The sequence below is a fragment of the uncultured Pelagimonas sp. genome (genome assembly GCF_947498515.1).
In the GTDB taxonomy this organism is placed as follows: domain Bacteria; phylum Pseudomonadota; class Alphaproteobacteria; order Rhodobacterales; family Rhodobacteraceae; genus Pelagimonas.
The window spans coordinates 363,163-389,215 of sequence record NZ_CANMKO010000003.1 but is presented as its reverse complement, the minus strand read 5'-3'; the positions used below and the strand labels follow the sequence as shown (position 1 = coordinate 389,215).

Genomic DNA, 26,053 nt, shown 5'->3' with positions numbered 1-26,053 from the left:
CAGGTGGATTTTTACGACCTGATGGCTTTGCTTTCAGGTACCAGACCTCAATTTCCGGAACTTTAACGCCCTAAAAATAACTAGTTAGAAGTTAAACTATTCCGTCGGAAACATCTTTGTATACCGCTGCATACAGTTCTTGATTGTTTACTAATTTGCTGTATGTCTCATGATGACCAAGGTAAAAGCCAAAGAGGGCCAGGATGACAAAAATCAAGGTTGCAAACCCCATTGTCGAAATGGACGGGGATGAAATGACACGGATTATGTGGCAGTTCATCAAAGACAAATTGATATTGCCCTACCTCGACATTGATCTTCTTTACTACGATCTTGGCATCGAGGAACGTGATCGTACAGAAGATCAGATCACCATTGATGCCGCTGAAAAGACGAAAGAAGTTGGCGTCGCGGTGAAATGCGCGACGATTACCCCCGACGAACAACGTGTCGAAGAGTTCGGACTCAAAAAGATGTGGCGGAGTCCAAACGGCACCATTCGCAACATCCTTGGTGGTGTTGTTTTTCGCCAGCCGATTATTTGTAAAAACGTCCCGCGCCTCGTTCCCGGTTGGACGCAACCGATTGTTGTTGGGCGCCATGCCTTTGGTGATCAATACAAAGCCACCGATTTTCGTTTTCCCGGTAAGGGCAAGATCACAATGAAATTCGAAGGCGACGACGGAACCGTCATCGAAAAAGATATCTACGATGCCCCAAGCGCTGGTGTGACCATGGGCATGTACAACCTCGATGACTCGATCCGCGATTTCGCCCGCGCGTCGATGAATTACGGGCTCAACCTTGGCTGGCCGGTGTATTTGTCCACCAAGAACACCATTCTGAAGGCCTATGATGGTCGTTTCAAAGACATCTTCCAAGAGATTTTTGAGGAGGAATTTGAAGCACAGTTTAAGGAAGCCGGAATCGAATATCAGCACCGCTTGATCGACGATATGGTCGCTTGTGCGTTGAAATGGAACGGCGGTTTTGTGTGGGCCTGCAAAAACTACGATGGTGATGTGCAGTCTGACACCGTTGCCCAAGGGTTTGGGTCGCTTGGCATGATGGCATCACAGCTGATGACCCCGGACGGCAAAATTGTTGAGGCCGAAGCCGCCCACGGCACGGTGACACGTCACTACCGTCAACATCAGGCCGGTGAAGCCACCTCCACCAACTCGATCGCGTCAATCTATGCGTGGACCGGGGCGTTGAAACACCGCGCCAAGCTGGACGAAAATGAAGCTCTTACAACCTTTGCCGAGACCTTGGAAAAGGTCATCATCGATACGGTCGAATCCGGCCACATGACCAAAGATTTAGCGCTCTTGGTTGGCCCAAACCAAGGTTGGCTCACCACTATGGGCTTCCTTGAAAAGATCGATGAAAACCTCAACAAGGCTCTCAAAGGGTAGCGGAAACAACACGATAAACGGGGTCAAGGTTTTGCCCCGTTTATCTTTTGAAACAACCGTTTGGCTATTTATCCTATGCGGCCAACTTTTTGATGCTGCGCCAAAATCGCGAGACAGGTGTTGCGCGCATTTTACCCGTTTGAATTGGCTCCATAAATGAAGGTCGGCCGCACGACTGGCCGGGTTCAAAGCTATACAAGGTGCCCTCTACCCCTGATCGGAAAACCGGGTGGGAATCTCTGTTCGATAGGGCAGTTTGAGAGCTCTTGTTTTAACAAGATTATAGCGTTCCAAACGGGCGGGTTTGACCGACAGAGTTGCATGCGCTTTGGCCTCGGCCTTGTCCCATGACAACACCGGCTTCTCTGAGAAATTGGCCATAAACTTGACGGCATCTTCATCCGCGGCATGCCACCCTGCCCCGGGTAAACCGCGCCCTTCGGCGTTGCCGACTTCCATACGCACCGTCGTTCCATCAACAAGCGCCGCCTGATTGGCGTATTTCAGATGTGCCAGAAACAAGCCGCGTGGCATGGAAAACGGAAATGCCTCGAGCCGCCGCGCCGCAACTCGCACCCCGTGTAGTGAAAAATCGATAGCCCGGCGGGATGCCACGGCCTTGGAGTAATGCCCGCTAAACCCAATTTGGCGACGCTGTGCAAAAACCGGCCCCTCTTGCATCGGAGTATCTGCGGGCATCTCGACCAGATCAAAACCAAGCGCTGTGAGCACTGGTACATCAGCATTGGCGGCTATGGCCTCACCAAGACTGGCATAGCGATCAGGGTCAAAACAGATCAACTCATCTGCGTCGGACCGGATCACCCAATCGTAAACGGCATCCAGCCCGGCATGAATCCCGTTCAAAAGCTCCGCACGTGTTTTGTCGAAATCGTCAAACTTATCGCGGGCGATGGTTAAGATGCTGGCCTTGGGGCAAATCTGTGCGATCTTGTGGTCGGCCCCATGCGCGACGATAAACAGGTTTTCAAACCCAATCTGCGCGCCATGGTGCGCATACCAACGCGACAGCGCCCAGTAATCCCGATAGACCATCGTCAATGCGGCTATTTTCATGGCAAGCCCCCTGTTTGCGATAGGCTAACCCATTGTCGACCAAGAAAAAAGGGCCCCGGTTGGGACCCTGTTAGTTTCGCTGATAGGGCTCCTATATTTCACCGCCCTTGATTTTTGCCTGCGGCCCTACCCGCGTTCAGGGTCAGCGCACCGACCCCGGAAAAGCGCGAGGGGCGGATCATTGACCCGCCCCTCGTCTTTTTTTAGCTACACCCGGATGTTGATCCGCAGGTGTTACACTTCATACATGTGCCGTTGCGCACCAGTGTGTAGTTGCCGCAATCGCCACAGGCCTCGCCTTCATAGCCCTGCATCTTGGCGCGGCTGACGGCGTTCATCGCGGGCATGGATGTTTCCATCACCGGCGTATCCGCCACAGGTGTCACTGACGTTTCGGGAACCAAAGTATTGAGCGCTTGAACCGGATCGGTGCCGGTTTGTCCAAGGGCCACGGCCCCGGCTTGCCCGCCTTGCAGGACAACCAATTCCTGAGGCAGACGCTTGCGCAGATAGCCTGTCGAGCTGATTTGTTTCAGCACGGCCAGGGACTTATCTGCTGCTGTTGCCGAAAGTTCCTTGACGTTGGCAACGCCTTCTTCCTGTCCACGGCCCAGATCATCAAACGACGCGCCTTCGGGTTTGACGTGCGCCAGATCGGTGCGATCAAGATAGCTTACCGCCAGTTCGCGGAAGATATAGTCGAGGATCGACGTGGCGTTTTTGATGCTGTCGTTGCCCTGAACCATGCCCGCTGGTTCGAACTTGGTGAAGGTGAAGGCGTCGACAAATTCCTCAAGCGGCACACCATATTGAAGCCCAACCGACACCGCGATGGCGAAGTTGTTCATCATGGCGCGGAAACCCGCCCCCTCTTTGTGCATGTCGATAAAGATCTCGCCCAAAGAGCCGTCCGAATATTCGCCGGTCCGCAGATAGACTTTGTGACCGCCAACAACCGCCTTTTGCGTATAGCCTTTGCGGCGCTCTGGCATTTTGGTGCGCTCAGATTTGATGATCTCTTTGACCACAATCTTTTCAACGATCTTCTCGGCCAGAACCTGTGCTTTTTCCTGCGGATTGCCGGTTTCAAGAACCTCGGCGGCCTCATCATCGTCTTCGACCAAAGCAGCGGCCAAAGGTTGCGACAGTTTCGAGCCGTCACGATAAAGCGCGTTGGCTTTGACACCCATCTTCCAGCTGCGCTCATAGGCGGCTTGGCAATCTTCAATCGTGGCGTCGTTGGCCATATTGATGGTCTTGGAGATTGCGCCGGAAATGAACGACTGAGCCGCCGCCATCATGTCGATATGGGCATTGACCGACAGGTAACGCGTACCTTTCTTGCCGCACGGGTTGGCACAGTCAAAGACCGGGTAATCCTGTGCGCGTAGATGTGGTGCGCCTTCGAGCGTCATCGTGCCACAAACATGGTCGTTGGCCGCATCAATATCGGCTTTGGTATAGCCCAGATGACGGAGCAAATCGAAGGTCGGGTCATTCAATTTTTCACTCGGGATGCCGAGCACATCCTGACAGAACTCTTCGCCCAAAGTCCACTGGTTGAACACAAAGCGGATATCAAACGCGGTGGCCAAGGCACCTTCGAGCTTTTCGATCTGGGCGGGGCCAAAACCGTGTCCGATCAACGAGGTATGGTTGATGCCAGGCGCATTGCCAAGGGTCTGGTGACCGACGGCGTAACCAATGATCTCTTCGATCTGAGCGCTAGAATAGCCAAGCGTATCAAGCGCCGCAGGAACCGAGCGGTTGATGATTTTAAAGTAACCGCCACCGGCCAGTTTCTTGAACTTTACCAGAGCGAAATCAGGTTCGATCCCGGTGGTGTCACAGTCCATGACAAGGCCAATGGTGCCTGTTGGTGCGATAACCGAGGTTTGGGCGTTGCGGTAGCCATGCTGTTCACCGAGGCGCAGCGCTTCGTCCCAGCAGCTCATCGCCAGTTCAACCAAGGTGCCATCAGGGCAGCCCGCGTGATCGAGTGGCACCGGCTTGATGTCCAACCCGTCATAGCCCGAGGTCGCGCCATAGGCGGCGTTGCGGTGGTTGCGGATGACGCGCAGCATATGGGCTTTGTTGCGTTTGTAGCCCGAGAACGGACCCAGCTCACCGGCGATTTCCGCCGAGGTCGCATAAGAGACACCGGTCATGATCGCGGTCAACGACCCGGCCAAGGCGCGGCCTTCGACGCTGTCATAGCTTAGGCCGAGGTTCATCAACAGACCGCCAATATTGGCATAGCCAAGACCTAAGGTGCGGAAATCATAGGAGAGTTGGGCGATTTCCTTGGATGGGAACTGTGCCATCGTGACCGAGATTTCCAGCGTCAGCGTCCACAGGCGTGTGGCATGCATATAGCTCTCGGCGTCGAACCGATCGCCTTTAAGGAAGGTCAGCAGGTTCATCGACGCTAGGTTACAAGCGGTGTCATCCAAGAACATGTATTCCGAGCACGGGTTCGAGCCCCGGATCGCGCCATCTTCGGGGCATGTGTGCCAAGCGTTCACAGTGTCGTGGAATTGAATACCGGGATCGGCACAGGCCCAAGCGGCGTGCCCGACATTTTCCCAAAGATCACGCGCCTTGATGGTTTTGGCAACGCTACCATCCGTGCGACGGATCAGCTCCCAATCGGCATCGTCTTTAACGGCCTTTAGGAAGGCATCGGTGACTCGGATCGAGTTGTTGGAGTTCTGGCCCGAGACGCTGGCATAAGCTTCGCTATCCCAATCGGTATCATAGGTCGGGAATTCGATGCTGGCGTAGCCCTGCTTGGCGTAATCCAAGACCCGTTTGACATATGTCTCGGGGATCATCGTCTTCTTGGCTTCGCGAATAGCGTTTTTCAGGGTATCGTTTTTCTTAGGGTCATAGGCGTCGGTTTCGACACCGTCCCAAGCTTTGATCGCTGCGAAAATGCCATTCAGCATTTTCTCATGCATCTTGGAGCCGGCAACGATTGACGCAACCTTTTGCTCTTCCTTGACCTTCCAATTGATGAATTCTTCGATGTCAGGGTGATCAGCGTCACAGATCACCATCTTGGCGGCGCGACGTGTGGTGCCACCGGATTTGATCGCACCCGCGGCGCGGTCACCAATTTTCAGGAAACCCATCAGGCCAGAGGATTTACCACCACCAGAAAGGGATTCGCCTTCGGCGCGTAGGGACGAGAAGTTGGTGCCAGTGCCAGAACCGTATTTGAACAGGCGCGCCTCACGCACCCAGAGATCCATGATCCCGCCCTCTTTGACCAGATCATCGCTCACGGACTGGATAAAGCAAGCGTGCGGCTGTGGGTGCTCATAGGCGCTGTCAGAGGCGGTGAGCTCGCCGGTCTTGTAGTCGACATAGAAATGGCCCTGACCGGGGCCATCGATGCCATAGGCCCAATGTAAGCCGGTGTTAAACCATTGTGGGCTATTGGGAGCGGCCATTTGGGTGGCAAGCATAAAGCGCATCTCGTCGAAATACGCGCGGGCGTCTTCGTCGGTACTGAAATAGCCACCTTTCCAACCCCAATAGGCCCAAGCCCCGGCAAGACGATCAAAAACCTGTTTGGCTGAGCTTTCGCCTACGATTTCCGTGCCGACTTCTGCGGGTTCCGACCGCCACAGGAACTCCGGAACGCCATCTTCGGGGACGCGTTTCAGAGCGACGGGAACACCCGCTTTGCGGAAGTACTTTTGCGCAATGACATCGCTGGCCACCTGGCTCCACTTTGCCGGCACTTCGAGATTGTCGTTTGAGAAAACAACAGTCCCGTCCGGGTTTCGGATCTCGGAGCTTGTGGTGACAAATTCGACGCCTTCGTATGCGTCCTGGCCTGCTTTGGTAAATTTGCGCTCGATTTTCATCAGTGCTGCCCCGTCTCTCTGGCTGTCCCCGTTATATGCGCCTCCTGTTGCGGAACACGATGGGCAAAGAACGACCGTGCCGCGCGAGTGGTGCGCGACCACCGGTGTGATCCGGCGTTGTTGCTGTGGTAAGCGTTCTATCCCTCGTGCGGTCGTGACTACTATATCTAGTGTGCCTCTCGACCGGCCCGCACAAATTGCTGTTATCTGGCGTTTGGGTCAACGGCTTTTTTCACGGTTTCTACATATATTTTGTGTTGACGATACTTGCCCCCACTAGGGGCTGTAGTACTCCCCCGATTCACCCACAGAAGGTTAATTCCCGCCAACCCCGGTAACACTTGGGAAAACCCAATAACTCGGCCCAGTTATCCACAGTTGTTGACAAACGACCTGAAGATAACCGCCAAATTCTGTTAATCTTCGTTAAGTCACGAAAGATGTGGCACCGGGGGCACAAACAAGGGATTGCGGACCCGAATCAACCTTAACGAGAGCACCATATGTAGGGCTTCCGTCAGGTAATGCACCCGAAGGCGTCTATATCTAGATTGTGAGAGAGAAGTGGTCGGGGTGGCGAGATTCGAACTCACGACCCCCTGTACCCAAAACAGGTGCGCTACCAGACTGCGCCACACCCCGACCGTGAGGCGGTGTTTAGCGACCCTTTCGCCGGATGAAAACCCCCAAAATGGGAAAATTATTCACAAGGCCAAATTGGAGCTACAATCGCCGGATGTTGGATCTCATTTCCGGGCTCAATACCCAGTTTCGCAGCCAATCCACCATTAATTTCCAAGACATACTGGATCAGCCCCTCTCCCGGCAAAGGCGTTTGGTCTCCGGGAATCGCATTCGCTTGAACGCTAGAAACAACACCGCGGTCGTCCGCATAGATGATATCGAGCGGAATCAGGGTGTTCTTCATCCAGAACGCGACTTCTTGCGGATAGTCATAGACAAACAGCATGCCCTTGCTGCTCGGCATATATTCCACATGCATCAAGCCCTGCGCACGCGACTGGCGGGTATCGGCGACGTCGACACTAAATCGCGCCCGGCCAAAATCGCCGCGCAGCCACAGTGTATCCGCTGGGCATGTGTCTTTGCCGACAGATTGGTCCGCGCCAACATCTTGGGTCGAGACCTGCTGCGAATCCGCTTCTTTATCAAGAGTGGCTTGATCAAGACCGTCGTCTTGTACCGGTTTCACTGGGTTCGGTGCCACAGGGTCCGGTGTTATGGGATTCAATGTAAAGGGAGGCGCAATGCCAGAGGCCGGTTCAACAGGAGGAACCGAAATGATCTCGGGAGGAGCTTCACGAGGTGGATGCTCCTCTCCGGATCTTTCATTAAAAGCGTTCTTGTCCGCGACAGCTTGACCCGTAAAAGCCAAAGCCAAAACACTCGTTAAAATAAAACGGGCCTGAGACGCCCGTCCAAATCGATAGGTTATTCGCGTACTAAGGCTGCTTCCCATGCGTTCACTTCCATCGCCATGCGTCCGCGCTTGCCGTCGACGACACGAATTGCCAATGCCTCTCCGGGCTGCAAATCCGCTAGTCCTGACCGGCGCAGAACTTCGATATGAATGAACACATCATCGGGTTTTCCAAATACATTTGCAAACCCAAAGCCTTTGGCCTTGTCGAACCATTTGACACGGGCAGGCTCGAGTGAAGCCTGCGCCATGACCTCTGGGTCCAAATGTTCAAAATCCGCCAAAGGTGCGCTATCGGCAACCTCGGGTGGATCAATTCGCAACACTTCGGTTGCTTGCACTCCGCGATCGGTCTCTTGAACTTCGATCTCGATTTGCGCTCCATCAGCTACTGAGCTTTGCCCAAAATTGCGCAGGACATTTGCGTGGAGCAAAATGTCCGGCCCACCTTCGTCGGCAACTACAAAACCAAACCCCTTTACAGGATCAAACCACTTAACCGTGCCTAACAGCCGTGTTACTTCATTGTCGTTCTGTTTCAAACTCACCTTCCAGTGATGTACTGACGTATCCCCACCGTCTGTCTTGGAACAAATAACAGTCGGATTTCAAGGCCTACAAATTGCTCTATTTTGTGTCAGGGGCACAGTCAAACTTGGACATTTCGTCCAAACCTATCCGTTTGAACCAGAACATATCCTATTTTAGGGATGCAACCGGTAGACTGACCATTGGGTGGTACAATCTGGCCGTGTCCAGCGAAAGCGGTCATGCAATCTGAACGCCCCATCTGCCCAAAACTCGATCTCAAACGGGCGAATCCTATAACCGCCCCAAAACGGTGGTCGCGGCGGATTCGGACCTTTGGTCGCGGTAATTTTGGCCACATCTGCCATCAAAGACGCGCGTGAGTCCAAATGTTGTGACTGATGCGACGCCCAAGCGCCAAGTCGGCTTTTGAGAGACCGAGACTTGTAATAGGCGTCTGCGGCGGGCCCGTCTTCTCGCTCGATTAGACCACGCACACGAATTTGGCGGCGCAGAGATTTCCAGTGGATCACGAAACTCGCTTTACCCTGCCCGTCCAATTCTCGCGCCTTGGCGCTTCCGTAATTTGTGTAGAAAACAAAGGCATCGGCTTCGATATCTTTGAGCAAAACCATACGCGAGTTGGGCATGCCTTCGGCGTCTACCGTCGACAAGGCCATGGCATTGGGGTCATTGATTTCTGTATCGACCGCCTCATCCAGCCAGCTTTGGGCAAGGGCAAATGGGTCATCCCCCGCAAAAATCCCGGTTCTATCTGTCATGTCAGCCTCCGTTTGTGGGTCAAGATGTCCCTTAGGTCATCGGAATGTGCAACCTGTTTCAGCATTGGCTTGAAGCGTGCCGGGCATTCACCTAAAGACCGTGTCTAACGTGGACAGGGTTGGAGTACCAAAATGTCGAATGGTTTGATGGCCGGCAAACGCGGCCTCATCATGGGTCTTGCCAATGACAAGTCGATTGCCTGGGGGATCGCCAAGGCCTGCGCCGATGCCGGTGCTGAGCTGGCGTTTTCCTATCAGGGGGAGGCGCTGAAAAAACGCGTTGGCCCTTTGGCCGAACAACTCGGGAGCGACATCGTCATCCCTTGTGATGTGAGCGACGAAGCCTCGATGGATGAGCTTTTCGCGGTTCTCAAGGAAAAATGGGGTGAGCTGGACTTTGTCGTGCATGCCATTGGGTTTTCCGACAAGGGCGAATTGCGTGGCCGCTATGTTGACACCACGCGTGGCAACTTCACCATGACGATGGATATCTCGGTCTATAGCTTTACCGCGATCATGCAGCGCGCTGAGAAGATGATGAAACCGGGCGCAAGTGCCCTAACGCTGACCTATTATGGTGCCGAGCAAGTCATGCCGCATTATAATGTCATGGGTGTTGCCAAAGCTGCGCTAGAGGCCTCGGTCAAATACCTTGCCGAAGACCTTGGCAAAGATGGCATTCGCGTCAATGCAATTTCGGCGGGTCCGATCAAGACATTGGCCGCCTCGGGCATTGGCGATTTCCGCTACATTATGAAGTGGAACGAATACAACTCGCCGCTGCGTCGTAATGTGACGACCGACGATGTTGGTAAATCGGCGCTCTACCTACTGTCCGATCTGGGTAGCGGTGTCACCGGTGAAAACCTGCACGTGGATGCGGGCTACCATGTGGTTGGCATGAAGGCCGTTGACGCGCCGGATATCACCAAGGGTTGATGCGCCGACTTGGTTTAATGACAATAATGCTCGCGCTTGGCGCGGGCATTTTCTTTGCCGCCTACAAGGCACGTCATATGGTCCCACCGCCAGTGGCGGAAAAACTTGGGCTTCGCGCCGATATTTCAGAAATTCGTGCCCACCAGATTCCAATTTTGACATCACAGCTTGCTCATAGTGATCTCAGCTTTTCTGCACCGGTGTTCATTCGGATTTTCAAAGAAGAGGCCGAGCTTGAAGTCTGGATTGAAGACGACAGCCAATTCAGCCTGTTCAAAACCTATCCGATTTGCAATTTCTCTGGTGATCTTGGCCCGAAATTACGTGAGGGCGACCGACAATCCCCCGAAGGCATCTATAATGTCACCCGTGATGCGTTGAACCCAAACTCAAGCTTTCATTTGTCCTTCAACCTTGGTTTTCCCAATCGGTTCGACCGATCCCATGATCGAACGGGTAGCTTTTTGATGGTGCATGGCAACTGTGTGTCGGTCGGATGTTATGCCATGACCGATCCGATGATTGAAGAAATCTATGTGTTGGTCGAGGCGGCGTTGAGCGGCGGGCAACATGCGGTGCCCGTCCACGCCTTTCCGTTTCGAATGACACCAGAGCGTATGGCACAGGCGGCCCATTCGCCTTGGTTCGGATTTTGGGAACAGCTTTCTACGATCTATGAACAGTTCGAAACCACCCGGCAAATCCCGACTGTTGAGGTCATTGACGGGCGTTACGCGGTGAATTGACTTGCCCACCGACGCGTTTTGCGGTGTTTTCGATTTGCTGGGGCTTGGTTGTTGTCCTAGAACAGCCCGAACAAAGGACACATCCCATGGATTGGACCCACCTGCTTGCCTTTAACCTGACCTTGCTGGCTGCGCTTGCTGCGCCCGGCCCGGCCCTATTGTTTGCATTGCGTCAGGCTATTTCCGGCGGATTTTGGGTTGGCATGGCGACGGGGGCGGGATTGGCGATCATGGCCGCCTGTTGGACGTCCGCCGCGCTTTTGGGCCTCGAAGCTGTTTTCACCCTGTTTCCTTGGGCATTTGTCGCAATAAAAACCGTCGGGGCGCTCTATCTGATCTGGGTTGCCGTTTGCTTGTGGCGCGACGCCGCCAAACCGCTCAACGACACGGCGACGCCGGGCAAAAAGGCATTTTTAGGTGGGTTATTTGTCAATTTGGCCAACCCAAAATCGGTGCTGTTTGCGGCGTCAGTCTTGGTTGTGATCTTTCCTGCTGGACTTAGCCTTGCTGAAAAGGCGTTGATCGTCGGCAATCACCTTGTAATCGAATTGATCGCCTACGGGGCCTTTGCCGCATTGCTGTCGACTCCACCGGCCCGTGCCGGTTACCTGCGTCTCAAATCGAGTTTTGACCGGGTGGCCGGTGCGATCCTGGGGTTATTGGGCCTCAAACTCTTGATTGGGCGCTAATATGGAATTGGGCGTCTTTTTCTCGGTTGTCTTAATCCACCTCTTGGCCGCGATGAGCCCGGGGCCGACATTCGTATTGTGCCTGCGCACCGCCGCCTCCGAAGGGTTCGGCACTGCGGCCATGCTCTCGATCGGATTTGGAATCGGAGCGATGTTGTGGGCCGCGGGGGCAATGGCTGGGTTGGCCTTGTTGTTCGAACTGGTCCCGGCGTTGTTTTTGGGCCTCAAGATTATTGGCGGCCTTTTTCTTGTCTACATCGCGATCATGATGTTTCGACATGCCAAAACCCCCATGCCCGAGATCGACACCACCGCACCACGCCGACCTTTATCCGCTATGCGTATGGGGTTCTTGGCCTTTGCCACCAATCCCAAACCGGCCGTGTTTTTTGGCGCGATTTTTATTGGCCTTTTGCCCACCGACGCCTCTGTTTTGTCGCGTGTTTTGCTGGTTGCCATGATTGGGGTGAATGAAACCCTATGGTATCTCAGCGTGGCCCGTATTTTTTCCCTACCCAAACCCCGCGCGCTTTACGCCCGTATGAAAGCCTGGACTGACCGGGTCTTTGGCGCGCTGATTGCTGTGTTCGGGCTAAAAATAGCCCTGACCTAAGGAGACACCGATGACCGACCGTTTGCCCCATGAAAAAGGCTTCCATGTCAGCTGGGACCAATTGCACCGTGACGCCCGTGCCTTGGCATGGCGACTTCAGGATCAAAGCCCAAATGGCGAAGGCTGGAAAGCCATTGTTGCGATCACCCGTGGGGGTATGGCCCCGGCAATGATCATCGCGCGCGAACTAGATATCCGTTTGGTCGATACCATCAGCGTCAAAAGCTATCAGCACCAAAGCCAGTCCGAGCCACAGGTTATCAAAGCCCCCAACAAAGAGCTGGTTGGCGATGGCACAGGGGTTTTGATCATTGATGATCTGGTCGACACCGGCAAAACGCTTGAGGTTGTGCGCGAGCATATGCCAAACGCGCATGTTGCAACCATCTACGCAAAGCCCATGGGCAAGCCGCAAGTGAATTCCTACATCACCGAAGTGAGCCAAGACACTTGGATCTTCTTCCCGTGGGATATGGCGCTACAATACGTCAAGCCCTACACAGGCAAAGACGACTAGAGACAGCGGCGCAAACCCTTAAGTTTGCGCCTTTTCCCGGGGGAGAATTCGATATGACCAGCTGGACGCAAACCACCTTTGCGCCACCTATTCCTGCCGCGCGCAAGTGGCTTGATGGTGTAGATTTTCCGGCTGATCGCCCCTTGATTGACCTGAGCCAAGCCGTACCTGCCGACCCGCCGCCTCAGGTGTTGCAGGATGTGATGGCCGAAGCGCTCAAATCCCCGGCTACCCATTTGTATGGGCCGGTCTTGGGGCTGTCTTCTTTGCGAGAAACCCTGGCCGCAACCTGGTCGGGGTTTTACGATGCCAAAGTCGCTCCAAATCAAATCGCCATCACCGCCGGATGTAATCAGGCTTTTGCCGCTTGTATTGCCGCGCTTTGCAGCGCCGGAGATGAGGTGATTTTACCGGTGCCGTGGTACTTTAACCACAAAATGTGCATGGATATGACTGGTGTAGTGGCCCGCCCGATTGCCGTCGGGGCCGGTCTTTTGCCGGATGTCGATCAAGCCCGGAGTTTGATCACCCCAAACACCAAGGCGATTTTGCTCATTTCGCCCAACAACCCGACCGGCGTTGAATACCCACCTGCCCTGTTGCACGGATTTTTTGATCTTGCGCGCGAGCATGGGTTGAAACTGATCATCGATGAAACCTACCGCGATTTTCACAGCCAAGCCGACCCGGTCCATGCCCTGTTGAAGACCACGGATTGGGACCACACGCTAATTCAACTCTATAGCTTTTCCAAAAGCTTCCGGATGACCGGCCATCGCACCGGGGCGATTATCGCCAACGCCGAAACTTTGTCCGAAGTCGAAAAATACCTCGACACCATCACAATTTGCGCCCCAACTTTGGGACAGATCGCGGCGGAATGGGGGCTTCGCAACCTTGGCCCTTGGTTGGCGGACCAACGTGCCGACCTCTTGACCCGCCGCGCAGCCGTCGAAGACAGTTTTCCTGTTCTGGCCGACAAGGGCTGGCAGCTTCACGGAGTTGGGGCCTATTTCGCGTGGGTCACGCACCCCTTTGCCGGGCGCGCCCAAGATCTTGCGCCAAAACTTGTCCGCGAGGCTGGGGTTTTACTCTTGCCTGCGTCGATGTTCATGCCCGAAGGCGACACATCAGCCGACCGCGCCTTTCGCATTGCTTTCGCAAATGTGACCCCATCGGACATCAAGAAAGTAACCCAACGCCTTGCCAGCCTCGACTGGCCCCTTGCAGGGGCCAGACCCGCGTCGTAGACAAGGCGGCAGACAGGCGAAAACCATTCCTTCGGAGGACATAATGGCCGAGAAAAAAACGAGCATTGGCAAGATTTTTGTCTATGGCCTTATGGCACTACTTTTTGTGGGATTGGGCGGCTTTGGCGCCACCAATTTCTCGGGGAATGTGAGCAACATTGGCTCTGTTGGTGACGCTGAAATTGGGGTTCAAGAATACTACCGTGCCCTACGAAACCAAATTGCCGCTATCGAAGCGCAGAACGGCCAGCCGCTGACCTTTCAACAGGCTCAGGAACAAGGCGTGACGTCTCAGGTCCTCGCCCAGATGGTGGTGAATGCCGCCCTCGAAGACGAAGCCACCAAGATTGGCATTTCGGTCGGCGACGATCGTCTTGCCGAGGAAATCGTGAATACGCAGGCCTTTCAAGGCGCGGACGGCCAATTCAGCCGCCAAGCTTATGAATACGCGCTAAACAATGCCGGGCTAAGCGAACGCGAATTCGAAGAAGGCCTGCGCGCCGACAGCGCCAGCACCATTTTGCAGGGCTCGGTGTTGGCCGGAATAAAACTGCCTGACACTTATGTTGACACCTTGATTGGTTTTGCCGGGGAACGCCGTGCCTTTACCTGGGCTGCTTACGGCCCCGAGAATCTGACCACCGGCTTGCCAGTTCCTACCGAAGAACAGCTCACTGCTTGGTACGAAGAGAACCTGTCGCAATATACCCGTCCTGAAACCAAGCTGATTACTTATGTCTGGCTCACGCCCGAGATGATCCTTGATACGGTTGAGGTCGACGAAGACAGCTTGCGCGCCGCCTATGCAGAGCGCGAAGCCGAATTCAACATGCCCGAACGCCGTTTGGTTGAACGTTTGGTATACGGCGACGCCGCTACCGCCCAAGCCGCGCTTGATCGCGTGTCTTCCGGCGAGGTGACGTTTGAGGATCTGGTCGCAGAACGGGATCTGACCCTGTCGGACACAGACATGGGTGACGTGACCCAAGGTGATTTGGGAGCCGCGGCTGATACTGTTTTTGCCGCAGATGTGGGGACCGTCGTCGGTCCGGCGGATAGCGACCTTGGTCCGGCTTTGTTCCGCGTCAATGCCGTCCTGCCAGAGCAATCCACAAGTTTCGAGGACGCAATGCCAGACTTGCGTGATGCCCTTGCCCTTGATCGGGCCCGTCGGGTGATCGAAGGTCAGGCACAAGGGTTTGATGATGATCTGGCCGCTGGAGCCACGCTCGAAGAACTCGCGGACACTTCTGATTTGCAGCTGGGTAAAATCGGTTGGACAGGCAACGATGGCGACGGCGAAATTGCCGCCTATGACGGGTTCCGCGAAGCCGCAGCCCAAGCCACAGCGGAAGACTACCCGACTGTTGCACAGTTGGGCGATGGCGGCATCTTTGCCATGCGTCTAGAAGAAATCATGGAGCCAGCCCCGCTGCCATTTGAAGATGTTCGTGACAATGTCGCGACTGCTTTTGAAAACGACGCGCGCACCAAAGCGCTTGTTGAACAAGCTGAGCTTAAGGCAACAGAGTTGTCCGAAGGCAAAACCTTTGAAGCGCTCTCCCTAACCCCCAACACCGAAGAAGGTCTTACCCGCAATGCCTTTGGTGCTGAACTTGCGCCGGGTGTTTTGGACGCCGTTTTCGACATGGAGCCGGGTGACGTGCGCGCCGTTCCGGGAACGGATGGCGCAGTCGTTCTACGCCTAGACGACATCCTAGAGGCGGACTCCGAAGACGAAAGTGCAGAGATGCTTGCCAATCTATTTGGCGACCAAGCTGCTTCTGACGTGTCTCAGGACCTGTTCCGCGCCTTGTCCGCAGACATTCAACAGCGTGCCGGTGTCTCGATTGATCAACAGGCGATCAACGCCGTTCACGCCAATTTCCAATAAGGTCCGACCTGGCTATGTCCGAGCTCACCCCATCTTTTGACGACTTTTCAACTGCGTACCAATCGGGGCGCAATCAGGTCGTCTATACCCGACTGGCGGCGGATTTAGATACGCCGGTGTCTTTGATGCTCAAGCTGACGGGTGCCGCGCGCGATAGCTTTATGCTTGAATCCGTGACCGGGGGCGAAATCCGCGGGCGCTATTCGATCATCGGCATGAAGCCGGATCTCATTTGGCAAAGCCACGGCTCAACCTCTCGGATCAACCGAGCGGCGCGCTTTGACCCAGATAGTTTTGTCGATCAACCCGGCGCACCGTTGGATGAGCTACGGGCGCTTTTGGCCGAAAGCCGGATCGACCTGCCCGACGATCTTCCGCAAGCGGCGGCTGGTCTGTTTGGCTATCTGGGTTATGACATGATCCGTCAGGTCGAACATCTGCCCAATGTAAACCCCGATCCCTTGGGCCTTCCCGAAGCCTGTTTCTTGCGCCCGTCTGTTGTCGCCGTTTTGGACGGAGCCAAGGGCGAAGTGACGGTTGTCTCGCCCGCATGGGTCCAAGACGGCATGTCGGCCCGCGCGGCCTATGCGCAAGCCGCAGAGCGCGTGATGGACGCCGTTCGTGATTTGGAACGCGCCCTGCCCCAACAAGCCCGCGACCTCGGCGAAGCCGCCGATCTTGGCACGCCAGTGTCGAACTTCACCCATGACGGCTACAAAGCCGCAGTGATGAAGGCCAAGGATTACATCAAAGCCGGTGATATTTTTCAGGTGGTTCCAGCCCAACGTTGGACACAGGATTTCCCACTTCCGCCTTTTGCCTTGTATCGGTCCCTGCGCCGTACCAACCCGTCGCCCTTCATGTTCCATTTCAACTTTGGCGGCTTTCAGGTCATCGGGGCGTCACCGGAAATCTTGGTTCGGGTCTTTGGCAACGAAGTCACCATTCGCCCCATCGCCGGCACCCGTCCGCGCGGTGCCACGCCCGAAGAAGACAAGGCGTTGGAACTCGACTTGTTGGCGGACAAAAAAGAGCTGGCCGAGCATTTGATGCTGCTTGATCTTGGCCGCAACGATGTCGGCCGTGTCGCCAAAATCGGCACGGTGCGCCCAACCGAAGAGTTCATTATCGAACGCTATAGCCACGTCATGCACATCGTTTCAAACGTTGTGGGTGAGCTGCACGAGGACCAAGACGCGCTATCGGCCTTCTTTGCCGGGATGCCCGCAGGTACGGTTTCAGGCGCGCCCAAAGTCCGGGCGATGGAAATAATTGATGAGCTTGAGCCGGAAAAACGCGGCGTCTATGGCGGCGGTGTTGGCTATTTCAGCGCCGGTGGCGATATGGACATGTGCATCGCGCTGCGCACCGCCATCGTCAAAGACCAAAAGCTCTATATTCAAGCCGGTGGCGGTGTTGTCTATGACAGCGACCCCGAGGCCGAGTATCAGGAGACCGTTCACAAATCGAACGCCATCCGCCGGGCTGCCGCAGATGCTGCGCGCTTTACCGGCAACGGAAATAGCTAAACACACAAAAACCGATGTGCCCTTGCCCATCGGTTTTTAGCTTCGAACGTCGATTTGGATTTAGGCCTGAGCGACCGCTTCTTGACGAATCCGTTCGATCATCGCGCGCAATCCGTTTGAGCGTTGGGCCGACAAGTGATCATGCAATCCCAAACGGCCCAATTCTACCCGGGCATCAACGCCGTTGACCTCGGCCATAGGCAATCCGTCATAAAGCTTGTGCAACAGGGCAATCAGCCCTTGGACGATCATCGCATCACTTTCGCCTTGAAAATGAAACTGCCCGTCCGCTGGTGTGATGTGTAACCAAACCTGACTGGCACAGCCGTCTACCTTGGTTGCGGGCACTTTCAGCGCGTCTTCCAACGGGGCAAGCGCCTTGCCCATTTCGATCACCATCCGATAGCGATCTTCCCAATCGTCAAGGAATTCGAAATCCTCGACCACCTCTTCGAATGCTGCCTGCGCCATGCCGGTCTCCTCTTTTATTATGCACCTAAGGCGCGCATGACCAAAGGTCCAGCCCTTGGCGCTTTCCAACCGATGCGATATGCGATAACTCAAAGGTTAGGCAGGTATAGGGCAGAAACAGCATGAACAAACCGCTTTCCGTTCTCGTTCTTTCGGCGCTGGTTTTGACCAGCTGCGGATCTGTTCGCGACTCGCGCGCGAACCCGTTTAACTGGTTTGGCAACAGCCGCTCTGAGCCTATTGAGGCCTCCGCCGATGTGAACCCTCTGATTCCCCGGAGCCGTCGCGCCTCGATCTTTCGGACCAAAGAAGACACAACCTATCGCGGTCGCGAAGTTGGTGAGGTCACCAATCTGTTGATTGAACGCCGTCCAGGCGGCGCCATCGTGCGCGCGACGGGTGTTGGTGATCGCCAAAACCTCTTTGACGTCAAATTGGTTCCGGTGCCTGAGGAAAGCGACGAAGATACCCTAACCTATGCGTTCAAAGCCCTGCAAACTCGTGGCCCGGTTGGAACAACGGCTTCGCGAAGTGTCACTGCGGCGGTTTGGTTGACGGACAATCAACTGGCGGGAATCCGCGAAATTCGCGTCAAAGCGGCACGGAACGTTCAAGTGTCGCGGCGCTAACCGCCGCGAGCCCTTTTAAACTTCGATCACAACAACCTGTTTACCCTTGGTTGCAAGGGCAATTTCGCCATTGCACAGACGCAGCGCGTCTTCGCCAAAGACTTCGCGGCGCCAACCGCGCATGGCCGCGACATCCCGCTCTCCCGAGGCAATCAGATCAAGGTCAGACGTTGGCGCAATCAATTTCGACGCCACACCAAAGTTTTCTGTTTTCGCCTTGAGCAAAACCCGCAGCAAATCGGCCAAAGCCGGGTTCACTTGAAGCTTGTCCCGTTCCTTGGCGACCTTAGGCAATTGGTCTGCCGGGCAATTCAACCCGGTCTGAATCGCCGCCAAAATACCGTCTGCAATGTCACCCCTGCGCGCCTCACGCAAAAGCAGCCGCGATCGACCAAGGTCTTGCATGGTGGCGGGTTTGGTCGAGGCCAGCTCAACCAAAGCATCGTCTTTGAACACCCGGTTGCGCGGCACGTTACGCGATTGCGCATGCGTTTCACGAAACTCAGCCAAAGCACGCACCGTGGCCAAAAAACGCGCCGAATTGGAGCGGGTTTTCACCCGCTTCCATGCGTCAACAGGCCGGGTGATATAGGTTTCAGGGTCCATCAAGGTGGTGATCTCTTCACCAACCCAACGCTCCCTACCCGTTTCTTCGAGTTTGCGGGCCAGAAATTCGTAGATTTGGCGAAGATGTGTCACATCTCCCACCGCATAGGTCTTTTGCGCATCGGTCAAAGGCCGTCGCGACCAATCGGTAAAGCGCGAACTTTTGTCCAGCTGTTGCTTGGCGATCCGCTTAACCAATGTCTCATAACCAACCTGTTCCCCAAAACCGCAGACCATGGCCGCAACTTGTGTATCGAACAAAGGATCAGGGATAACGCCATGATCAATAAAGAAAATCTCTAAATCTTGACGGGCGGCGTGGAACACTTTGACAATGCTCTTGTCACGAAACAATTCCAAGATCGGCTCAAGCGACAATCCATCCACCAAAGGATCAACCAACACCGCATCATCCGGATCATTCCCCGGCAGCGCCACTTGGATCAGGCACAGTTTGGAGTAATAGGTCCGCTCGCGCAGGAACTCCGTATCGACGGTGATATAGGGCTTGCCTTTGGCGCGGTCGCAAAAGGCGGCGAGATCTTCGGTGGTGGTAATGGTCTGCATTCGCAGCCTTTTCTTTGTTGTCTTTAGAATATGGCTCGGGTTCTTCTAGCTAACCCTGCACGTGGCGAAAACACAACCGAAACCGCGAAAACAAACAAATTAACCTAGCAAAATCGGCGATTTGTCACCGGATGCAAACCGACGCAGCGCCATTGGATAAAGCTTGTGTTCCTGAACCAAAACCCGTGCCGACAATGTGTCGGGCGTATCACCTGCTTTGACCGGGACACGGGCCTGACCAAGGATCGGCCCATCATCAAGTTCTGCCGTGACCTCGTGAACCGTGCAACCGGCCTCATCATCACCGGCCTCAAGCGCGCGGGCATGGGTATGAAGACCACGGTATTTGGGCAAAAGCGACGGGTGAATATTGATCATCCGCTCGGCGTAATGACCAACAAACACAGGTGTCAAAATGCGCATAAACCCGGCTAGAGCAAGGATGTCTGGTTCAAAAGGGTCGATCGCTGAAATCAACGCCTTTTCAAAACCTTCCCTGTCACCCTTAAAGTCACGATGATCCACAACCGCGGTTGCAATCCCCATGGCCGCAGCCTTGGCCAAGCCACCCGCCGAAGGGTTATTGGCCAAGACCAAAACCGGGCGCGCCGGGTGATCGCCGATCATGTCTTCGACAAGGCGAACCATGTTTGATCCGCCCCCCGAAATCAGGATCGCAACCCGTTTCATGCAAGGGTTCCAGTGTAGGCAACGCCTTCAGACCCGTTGACCGAACCAAGGCGTGCAACGGTTTCACCCGCCTCCGCCAAAAGCGATTGCAACGCATCCGCCTGATCCGCCGACACAACAAGGATCATGCCAATGCCGCAGTTAAAGGTCTTAAGCATTTCCGAGGTTTCGATATTACCTGTGGCCTGCATCCACTTGAAAACGCCGGGTAATTCCCACGCACCTAGATCAATGTCGGCCCCCATGCCTTCTGGCAATACTCGCGGTAAGTTTTCAGTCAAACCACCACCGGTAATATGGGCCAACGCATGAACGCCACCGGCGCGGATCGCGGCCAAACACTGGGTCACATAAAGACGTGTTGGAGTGAGCAGAGCCGCCCCCAAAGTGCCTTCGTCCCATGGGCAATCCGCATCCCAGCCAAGGCCAGACACCTCGACCAATTTGCGCACCAAAGAATAGCCGTTGGAATGTACGCCATCTGACCCAAGGCCAAGCAAAACGTCGCCTTCGGCGACCCCAGCGGGCAAGGCCGTGCCGCGTTCCATGGCACCAACGGAAAATCCAGCAAGGTCGAAATCACCCGCCGGATACATGCCGGGCATTTCGGCGGTTTCGCCACCAATCAACGCGCAACCAGAACGCACACAGCCTTCGGCGATGCCTTCTACGACGCGCGCGGCGGTCTCGGTATCAAGTTTGCCAGTGGCGAAATAATCGAGGAAGAACAGAGGTTCGGCCCCCTGACAAACCAGATCGTTGACGCACATGGCGACCAGATCAATGCCAACGCCATCCACATGGCCGGTATCAATGGCGATGCGCAACTTGGTGCCAACCCCATCGGTGGCCCCAACGAGGATCGGGTCACTATAACCGGCATCCTTGAGGTCAAACAGCGCGCCAAAACCGCCAAGTCCGCTCATCACACCCGAGCGATTGGTCCGCTTGGCGGCGGGTTTGATCCGCTCAACAAGGGCGTTGCCCGCGTCAATATCGACCCCAGCCTGGGCATAGGTCAGACCTTTGTTTACATCGCTCATGGTGTTCTCCTTCGGCAGCGGGGTTCGGTTATCCCATAGCGGCTTCAAAGGAAAGGCCCATTGCGCCTTCACGCTCGCCGTAGGGCTGTGAAGATGGGTTTTCACGATTTGGTATGATTGCATGACGGATTTTTGGAGCTCTGAGCTTTGGGGCATTATCGGTGGCATTGTCGGAACTGTGGGGTTGCTAGCCCTTGTACAGGCGTGGTGGCATCGCCGCGAGGACAATCTGCGCAGTGACATCATCAGCGCGCCCTATCGGGCAAAGCTAATCCAGCGCTATGGTTGTGACAAGGCGGACGGCTATTACCTGTCGCTACGGCTGTTGTTCGATTGGGCGGATCGGTTTTACGGGCCGAGCTTGTCATGGCATGCCTTGAACCGCTGTATTTCGCTGGCTTTTGTCTATCCGCTCGTCGCGGCTTTTTTCGCTTGGCTGTTGTTCAACAGCGGATCTCCGGGTGGGTTAGAGCTGTTTCGCGATATCCCCGTTTGGCATCAACGGCTGTGGCGCGGCGCTGTTTTATTTGCCGCCATCGTCGTTTTCGGGATGATGTATAAAAATACTGCGAAAATACATTGGGGCATAGCCGGACTATTCATCAAAAATAAGGATGCTCCCCCCCAGAGCCACGGCTTTCTGGCGAAGCCGTGGCTCTGGGGGGGGAGACACTCTAATTCTCGTTGCCGTTGTCGTTGCCGTTTTCGGTGCCGTTGCCTTTGCCGTTTCCGGTGCCGGTGCCGTTGCCGTTGTCGTTGTCGGTCCCGTTGGCCGTGCCAGTGCCGGTATCTTTGTCGTTGTCAGTGCCGTTGCCGGTCTCGTTGCCAGTGCCGGAGATTTTGAGGCGACCCTCTTCATTTTTTTCTTCGTCGCACTCCCGATCATCAACGCCTTTGCCGATTTTCTGTCACTCGCGATCACGCGGCGGTTTTTACGGCATATGCTGCAAAACCGCCCCGGACATTGGGGGGTGAATATCCATATGGGTCTTGACCTGCTGTGTGGCTTGGCCTGCCTTGGGCGTTTACTCCTTGGGTTGGCGGGTTTCCTTGACATTTGGCAAGGGCTATCCCCCGATACGGTGCCGCTAGATTGGCGCGCCTATTGGGCGGCGGCCAAGAGCACCCCCAGCGAAGGCTTTGCCCTTCGGGCCATGTGTTTCACCACCTTGATCCCAACTCTGGTGCATGTTGTTTGGGCGCTGACCCTTTGGGCCGTTCAAAAATCCAACGGCACGCGGCAAGCGGTGGCGATGATGCGCAACCTGCCCGCCCCGACGCCAGATCAAACGCCCATTGCGATCGACGACGCGCTGCGCAATGACATCGCGCACAACCTTATTATGGGTCAGTTTTGGGGCGTATTTCGTGCCGGGTTGATATGGATACCAGTCCTTATTGCGGTGCTCTTTGCAATCTATAGGATATTTCTGAGCTATAGCGCTTGACCCCACAGGTCGCTTTGATAATTAGGTCACACGGTGGGCCTGTAGCTCAATTGGTTAGAGCAGGGTGCTCATAACGCCTTGGTTGGGGGTTCAAGTCCCTCCGGGCCTACCAGATTTTCATAGCCATATAACAACAAGACGATAGCTCCGGCAAACGGTGCTGTCTTTGATGGCCATCGCCGTCCTGTTACAAAATGCGGTATTTCGCCCCTTTCTTTAACACGACTCGTCAAGTATCGACTGTCTCAGATTGATCGAAGCAGTCCAGTATCTCGGCTAGAAATAGCTTATTTCTTGGGCGCGGGCCTATGTCGCGGGCTGGCATCTTGTAACTCGGGGCAACTTGGTATACTTCGGCATACAATGAATTTGAGCATCAACGAGGCAGAGGTGCCGAAGAGCGGATGCTTGACCTAAACCAAACACCAAACTGTTGGATTCATCATGAGCTTGTACACCGACTACCTGACTGAGATTGCCACACGTAAAGAGCAAGGGTTGCACCCCAAGCCCATCGATGATGGCGCGCTTGTTGGCGAACTCATCTCGCAAATCAAAGACTCTGGCAATGAGCATCGCGACGAGTCCCTGAACTTCTTCATTTATAACACCCTGCCCGGCACAACCAGCGCCGCTGGCGTCAAAGCGGCGTTCTTGAAAGAGATCATTCTAGGCGACGCGGTTGTTGCGGAAATTACCCCAACCTTTGCCTTTGAATTGCTGTCGCACATGAAGGGCGGCCCATCGATCGACGTATTGCTCGATCTGGCGCTTGGCGACAACGCAGACATTGCAAAGCAAGCTGCCGAGGTTTTGAAAACGCAAGTTTACCTCTACGAAGCCGATACCGAGCGTTTGAAGACAGCCTATGAGGCGGGCAATGCCATCGCCAAAGAGCTGCTGGAAAGCTACGTTCAGGCTGAGTTCTTTACCAAGCTCCCTGACATCGACGAAGAAATCAAAGTTGTCACCTATATCGCCGCCGAAGGCGATATTTCGACGGACCTTCTTTCACCGGGCAACCAAGCACACTCGCGTGCCGACCGTGAATTGCACGGCAAATGCATGATCTCTGAGGAGGCGCAGAAAGAAATTGAAGCGCTTAAGGTCAAGCACCCCGAAGCGCGCGTCATGCTGATCGCTGAAAAAGGCACCATGGGCGTTGGCTCGTCGCGGATGTCTGGCGTGAACAACGTCGCCCTCTGGACCGGCAAACAAGCCTCCCCTTATGTTCCCTTCGTGAACTATGCGCCGATCATCGCGGGCACCAATGGCATTTCGCCAATCTTCCTCACCACCGTTGGCGTGACCGGCGGGATCGGTGTCGATCTGAAAAACTGGGTGAAAAAGGTTGATGAAGACGGCAAGCCGATCCTGAACAACGATGGCAACCCGATCCTTGAGCAGAAATATTCGGTTGAAACCGGTACTGTTCTGACCATCAACACCAAAGACAAAAAGCTCTACTCTGCTGATGGTAGCGATGAGCTTGTTGATATGGCAGGCTCCTTCTCGCCGCAGAAGATGGAATTCATGAAGGCCGGCGGCTCCTACGCCATCGTCTTTGGGAAAAAGCTTCAAACATTTGCCGCTGAGACCCTTGGTGTCGAAGCGCCTCTGGTATTCGCTCAGTCCAAAGAGATCAGCCATGAGGGCCAAGGCCTAACCGCGGTTGAAAAGATCTTTAACGCCAACGCGCGTGGCGCAACGCCGGGCAAAACCCTGCATGCCGGGTCGGACGTCCGTGTTGCGGTCAACATCGTTGGTTCGCAGGACACCACCGGTCTTATGACCATGCAAGAACTCGAAGCGATGGCCGCAACCGTCGTTTCGCCAAGCGTTGATGGCGCCTATCAGTCAGGCTGTCACACGGCATCGGTTTGGGACCTCAAGGCCCAGGCCAACACCCCTCGCCTGATGAAGTTCATGAATGACTTTGGTCTGGTCACCGGTCGTGACCCCAAAGGGTCTTACCACGCAATGACTGACGTTATTCACAAGGTTCTGAATGACATCACCGTCAGCGATTGGGATGTGATCATCGGCGGCGACAGCCACACTCGTATGTCCAAAGGCGTGGCCTTTGGGGCCGACTCGGGCACCGTGGCTTTGGCTCTGGCAACCGGCGAATCCTCGATGCCAATCCCTGAATCGGTCAAAGTGACCTTCAAGGGTAAGATGGCCGATCACATGGATTTCCGTGACGTGGTTCACGCCACTCAGGCCCAGATGTTGCAGCAACATGGTGACAACGTCTTCCAAGGTCGCGTGATCGAGGTACATATCGGCACGCTTTTGGCGGACCAAGCCTTTACCTTCACCGACTGGACAGCCGAAATGAAGGCCAAAGCATCGGTCTGTATCTCGGATGATGATACGCTGATCGGCTCGCTTGAGCTGGCCAAATCGCGCATCCAAATCATGATCGACAAAGGCATGGAGCATGACAACGGCATGTTGGCTTCGCTGATCGCCAAGGCCGATGCGCGGATCGCCGAAATCAAATCCGGTGAAAAGCCTGCGCTGCGCCCAGATGACAACGCCAAGTATTTCGCTGAGGTTGTTGTTGATCTGGACCTGATCAACGAACCAATGATCGCCGACCCGGACGTCAACAACATCGACGTGTCCAAGCGCTATACCCACGACACGATCCGCCCAATCTCGTACTACAAAGCCGAGAAAAAAGTGGATCTGGGTTTTGTTGGCTCCTGCATGGTCCACAAGGGCGACATCAAGATCGTGGCACAGATGCTGCGCAACCTTGAGAACGCCAATGGCAGTGTTGAGTTCAAGGCACCGCTTGTTGTGACCGCGCCGACCTACAACATCATTGATGAGTTGAAGGCCGAAGGCGATTGGGAAGTTCTGCAGAAGTATTCGGGCTTTGAATTTGATGACGCGGCCCCTAAAACCGCGGCGCGGACCGAGTATGAGAACATTCTCTATCTCGAACGTCCCGGCTGTAACCTCTGCATGGGTAACCAGGAAAAAGCCGCCAAAGGCGACACCGTTCTGGCCACATCGACCCGCCTCTTCCAAGGCCGCGTCGTTGCGGATGCACCTGAGAAGAAAGGTGAATCCCTGCTTGGATCGACTCCGGTTGTTGTGCTCTCGGCAATCCTTGGCCGCACGCCAACAATTGAGGAATACAAAACCGCCGTTGAAGGTATCGACCTGACCAAGTTTGCTCCGCCGGTTCAAAAGCCTGCTGGCACGCGTTCGGCGCATTTCTAAGTCAAATCGCAAATCTATCGGACCTGACTGTTAGGTCCGGTAGATCTCGATTGCTCAAGGCGAT

21 protein-coding genes and 2 tRNA genes are annotated in these 26,053 nt (G+C 55.0%); 13 read left to right on the top strand and 10 right to left on the bottom strand.

All coding sequences use genetic code 11. The features are described from left to right. The first annotated feature begins 203 nt into the window (after positions 1–203). Positions 204–1,418 carry an NADP-dependent isocitrate dehydrogenase gene (locus Q1A43_RS08250; protein WP_299934088.1) on the top strand — a complete coding sequence of 405 codons (1,215 nt, stop codon included), beginning with the start codon at positions 204–206 and terminating at the stop codon, positions 1,416–1,418. Positions 1,419–1,625: 207 nt separating this feature from the next. Here Q1A43_RS08250 and Q1A43_RS08245 read toward each other — a convergent pair whose 3' ends face one another. The 6 genes from Q1A43_RS08245 to pdxH form a co-directional block, all read right to left on the bottom strand. Then, complete coding sequence (locus Q1A43_RS08245; RefSeq protein WP_299934086.1) at positions 1,626–2,495, bottom strand: glycosyltransferase family 2 protein; 870 nt, start codon at positions 2,493–2,495, stop codon at positions 1,626–1,628. A 203-nt stretch (positions 2,496–2,698) separates the two neighbouring features. After that, the gene (locus Q1A43_RS08240) at positions 2,699–6,370 is read right to left on the bottom strand and encodes a vitamin B12-dependent ribonucleotide reductase (protein WP_299934084.1); all 3,672 of its coding nucleotides are present in this window, start codon (positions 6,368–6,370) and stop codon (positions 2,699–2,701) included. A 565-nt stretch (positions 6,371–6,935) separates the two neighbouring features. Then, positions 6,936–7,012, bottom strand: a tRNA-Pro gene (locus tag Q1A43_RS08235). A 58-nt stretch (positions 7,013–7,070) separates the two neighbouring features. Next, entirely contained in the window at positions 7,071–7,850 is a 780-nt protein-coding gene (locus Q1A43_RS22490; RefSeq protein ID WP_366944251.1) for a DUF192 domain-containing protein, read from the bottom strand. After that, a complete protein-coding gene (locus Q1A43_RS08225; protein WP_299922198.1) occupies positions 7,823–8,353 on the bottom strand; it encodes a cold-shock protein in 531 nt (176 codons plus the stop codon). The genes Q1A43_RS22490 and Q1A43_RS08225 overlap by 28 nt, the downstream gene beginning before the upstream one ends. A 162-nt stretch (positions 8,354–8,515) precedes the next feature. Continuing rightward, positions 8,516–9,121: a pyridoxamine 5'-phosphate oxidase gene (gene pdxH, locus Q1A43_RS08220; protein WP_299934082.1), complete on the bottom strand. Its 606-nt coding sequence runs from the start codon at positions 9,119–9,121 to the stop codon at positions 8,516–8,518. Between the two features lie 132 nt (positions 9,122–9,253). On the opposite strand from pdxH, the gene fabI reads away from it, so the two are divergent. From fabI to trpE, 8 genes are all read left to right on the top strand, one after another. Then, positions 9,254–10,060, top strand: a complete 807-nt coding sequence (fabI, locus tag Q1A43_RS08215; RefSeq protein WP_299922194.1) for an enoyl-ACP reductase FabI — start codon at positions 9,254–9,256, stop codon at positions 10,058–10,060. A 17-nt stretch (positions 10,061–10,077) separates the two neighbouring features. Beyond that, positions 10,078–10,806 (top strand): murein L,D-transpeptidase family protein, encoded by a 729-nt coding sequence (locus Q1A43_RS08210; protein ID WP_299934080.1) that lies wholly within the window; start codon positions 10,078–10,080, stop codon positions 10,804–10,806. A gap of 86 nt (positions 10,807–10,892) precedes the next feature. Further along, positions 10,893–11,495, top strand: coding sequence for a LysE family transporter (locus tag Q1A43_RS08205; protein WP_299934078.1), 603 nt, complete (start codon positions 10,893–10,895; stop codon positions 11,493–11,495). 1 nt (position 11,496) lies between these two features. After that, positions 11,497–12,108, top strand: a complete 612-nt coding sequence (locus tag Q1A43_RS08200) for a LysE family transporter (RefSeq protein ID WP_299934076.1) — start codon at positions 11,497–11,499, stop codon at positions 12,106–12,108. Between the two features lie 10 nt (positions 12,109–12,118). Next, complete coding sequence (gene gpt, locus Q1A43_RS08195; RefSeq protein ID WP_299922186.1) at positions 12,119–12,625, top strand: xanthine phosphoribosyltransferase; 507 nt, start codon at positions 12,119–12,121, stop codon at positions 12,623–12,625. 53 nt (positions 12,626–12,678) lie between these two features. Further along, the gene (locus Q1A43_RS08190; RefSeq protein WP_299934074.1) at positions 12,679–13,875 is read left to right on the top strand and encodes an aminotransferase; all 1,197 of its coding nucleotides are present in this window, start codon (positions 12,679–12,681) and stop codon (positions 13,873–13,875) included. Positions 13,876–13,918: 43 nt separating this feature from the next. Then, positions 13,919–15,769: a peptidylprolyl isomerase gene (locus tag Q1A43_RS08185; protein WP_299934072.1), complete on the top strand. Its 1,851-nt coding sequence runs from the start codon at positions 13,919–13,921 to the stop codon at positions 15,767–15,769. A gap of 14 nt (positions 15,770–15,783) precedes the next feature. Next, positions 15,784–17,298, top strand: a complete 1,515-nt coding sequence (gene trpE, locus Q1A43_RS08180) for an anthranilate synthase component I (RefSeq protein WP_299934070.1) — start codon at positions 15,784–15,786, stop codon at positions 17,296–17,298. Positions 17,299–17,358: 60 nt separating this feature from the next. Here trpE and Q1A43_RS08175 read toward each other — a convergent pair whose 3' ends face one another. Beyond that, positions 17,359–17,769, bottom strand: coding sequence for a SufE family protein (locus tag Q1A43_RS08175; RefSeq protein WP_299934069.1), 411 nt, complete (start codon positions 17,767–17,769; stop codon positions 17,359–17,361). A gap of 122 nt (positions 17,770–17,891) precedes the next feature. Here Q1A43_RS08175 and Q1A43_RS08170 point away from each other — a divergent pair, with 122 nt between their 5' ends. After that, entirely contained in the window at positions 17,892–18,398 is a 507-nt protein-coding gene (locus Q1A43_RS08170) for a hypothetical protein (RefSeq protein WP_299934067.1), read from the top strand. A 15-nt stretch (positions 18,399–18,413) separates the two neighbouring features. On the opposite strand, the gene rnd is transcribed toward Q1A43_RS08170, so the two are convergent. The 3 genes from rnd to purM form a co-directional block, all read right to left on the bottom strand. Continuing rightward, on the bottom strand, positions 18,414–19,571 hold the full coding sequence (rnd, locus tag Q1A43_RS08165) for a ribonuclease D (protein ID WP_299934065.1): 1,158 nt from the start codon (positions 19,569–19,571) through the stop codon (positions 18,414–18,416). 99 nt (positions 19,572–19,670) lie between these two features. Then, positions 19,671–20,261: a phosphoribosylglycinamide formyltransferase gene (gene purN / locus Q1A43_RS08160; RefSeq protein ID WP_299934063.1), complete on the bottom strand. Its 591-nt coding sequence runs from the start codon at positions 20,259–20,261 to the stop codon at positions 19,671–19,673. Then, positions 20,258–21,304, bottom strand: a complete 1,047-nt coding sequence (gene purM / locus Q1A43_RS08155) for a phosphoribosylformylglycinamidine cyclo-ligase (protein WP_299934061.1) — start codon at positions 21,302–21,304, stop codon at positions 20,258–20,260. The genes purN and purM overlap by 4 nt, the downstream gene beginning before the upstream one ends. Before the next feature lie 614 nt (positions 21,305–21,918). Here purM and Q1A43_RS08150 point away from each other — a divergent pair. The 3 genes from Q1A43_RS08150 (at position 21,919) to Q1A43_RS08140 (ending at position 25,989) form a co-directional block, all read left to right on the top strand. Continuing rightward, positions 21,919–22,752 (top strand): hypothetical protein, encoded by an 834-nt coding sequence (locus Q1A43_RS08150; protein WP_299934060.1) that lies wholly within the window; start codon positions 21,919–21,921, stop codon positions 22,750–22,752. A gap of 35 nt (positions 22,753–22,787) precedes the next feature. Next, positions 22,788–22,864, top strand: a tRNA-Ile gene (locus Q1A43_RS08145). A 332-nt stretch (positions 22,865–23,196) separates the two neighbouring features. Continuing rightward, positions 23,197–25,989, top strand: coding sequence for a bifunctional aconitate hydratase 2/2-methylisocitrate dehydratase (locus tag Q1A43_RS08140; RefSeq protein WP_299934058.1), 2,793 nt, complete (start codon positions 23,197–23,199; stop codon positions 25,987–25,989). Positions 25,990–26,053: the final 64 nt, after the last annotated feature.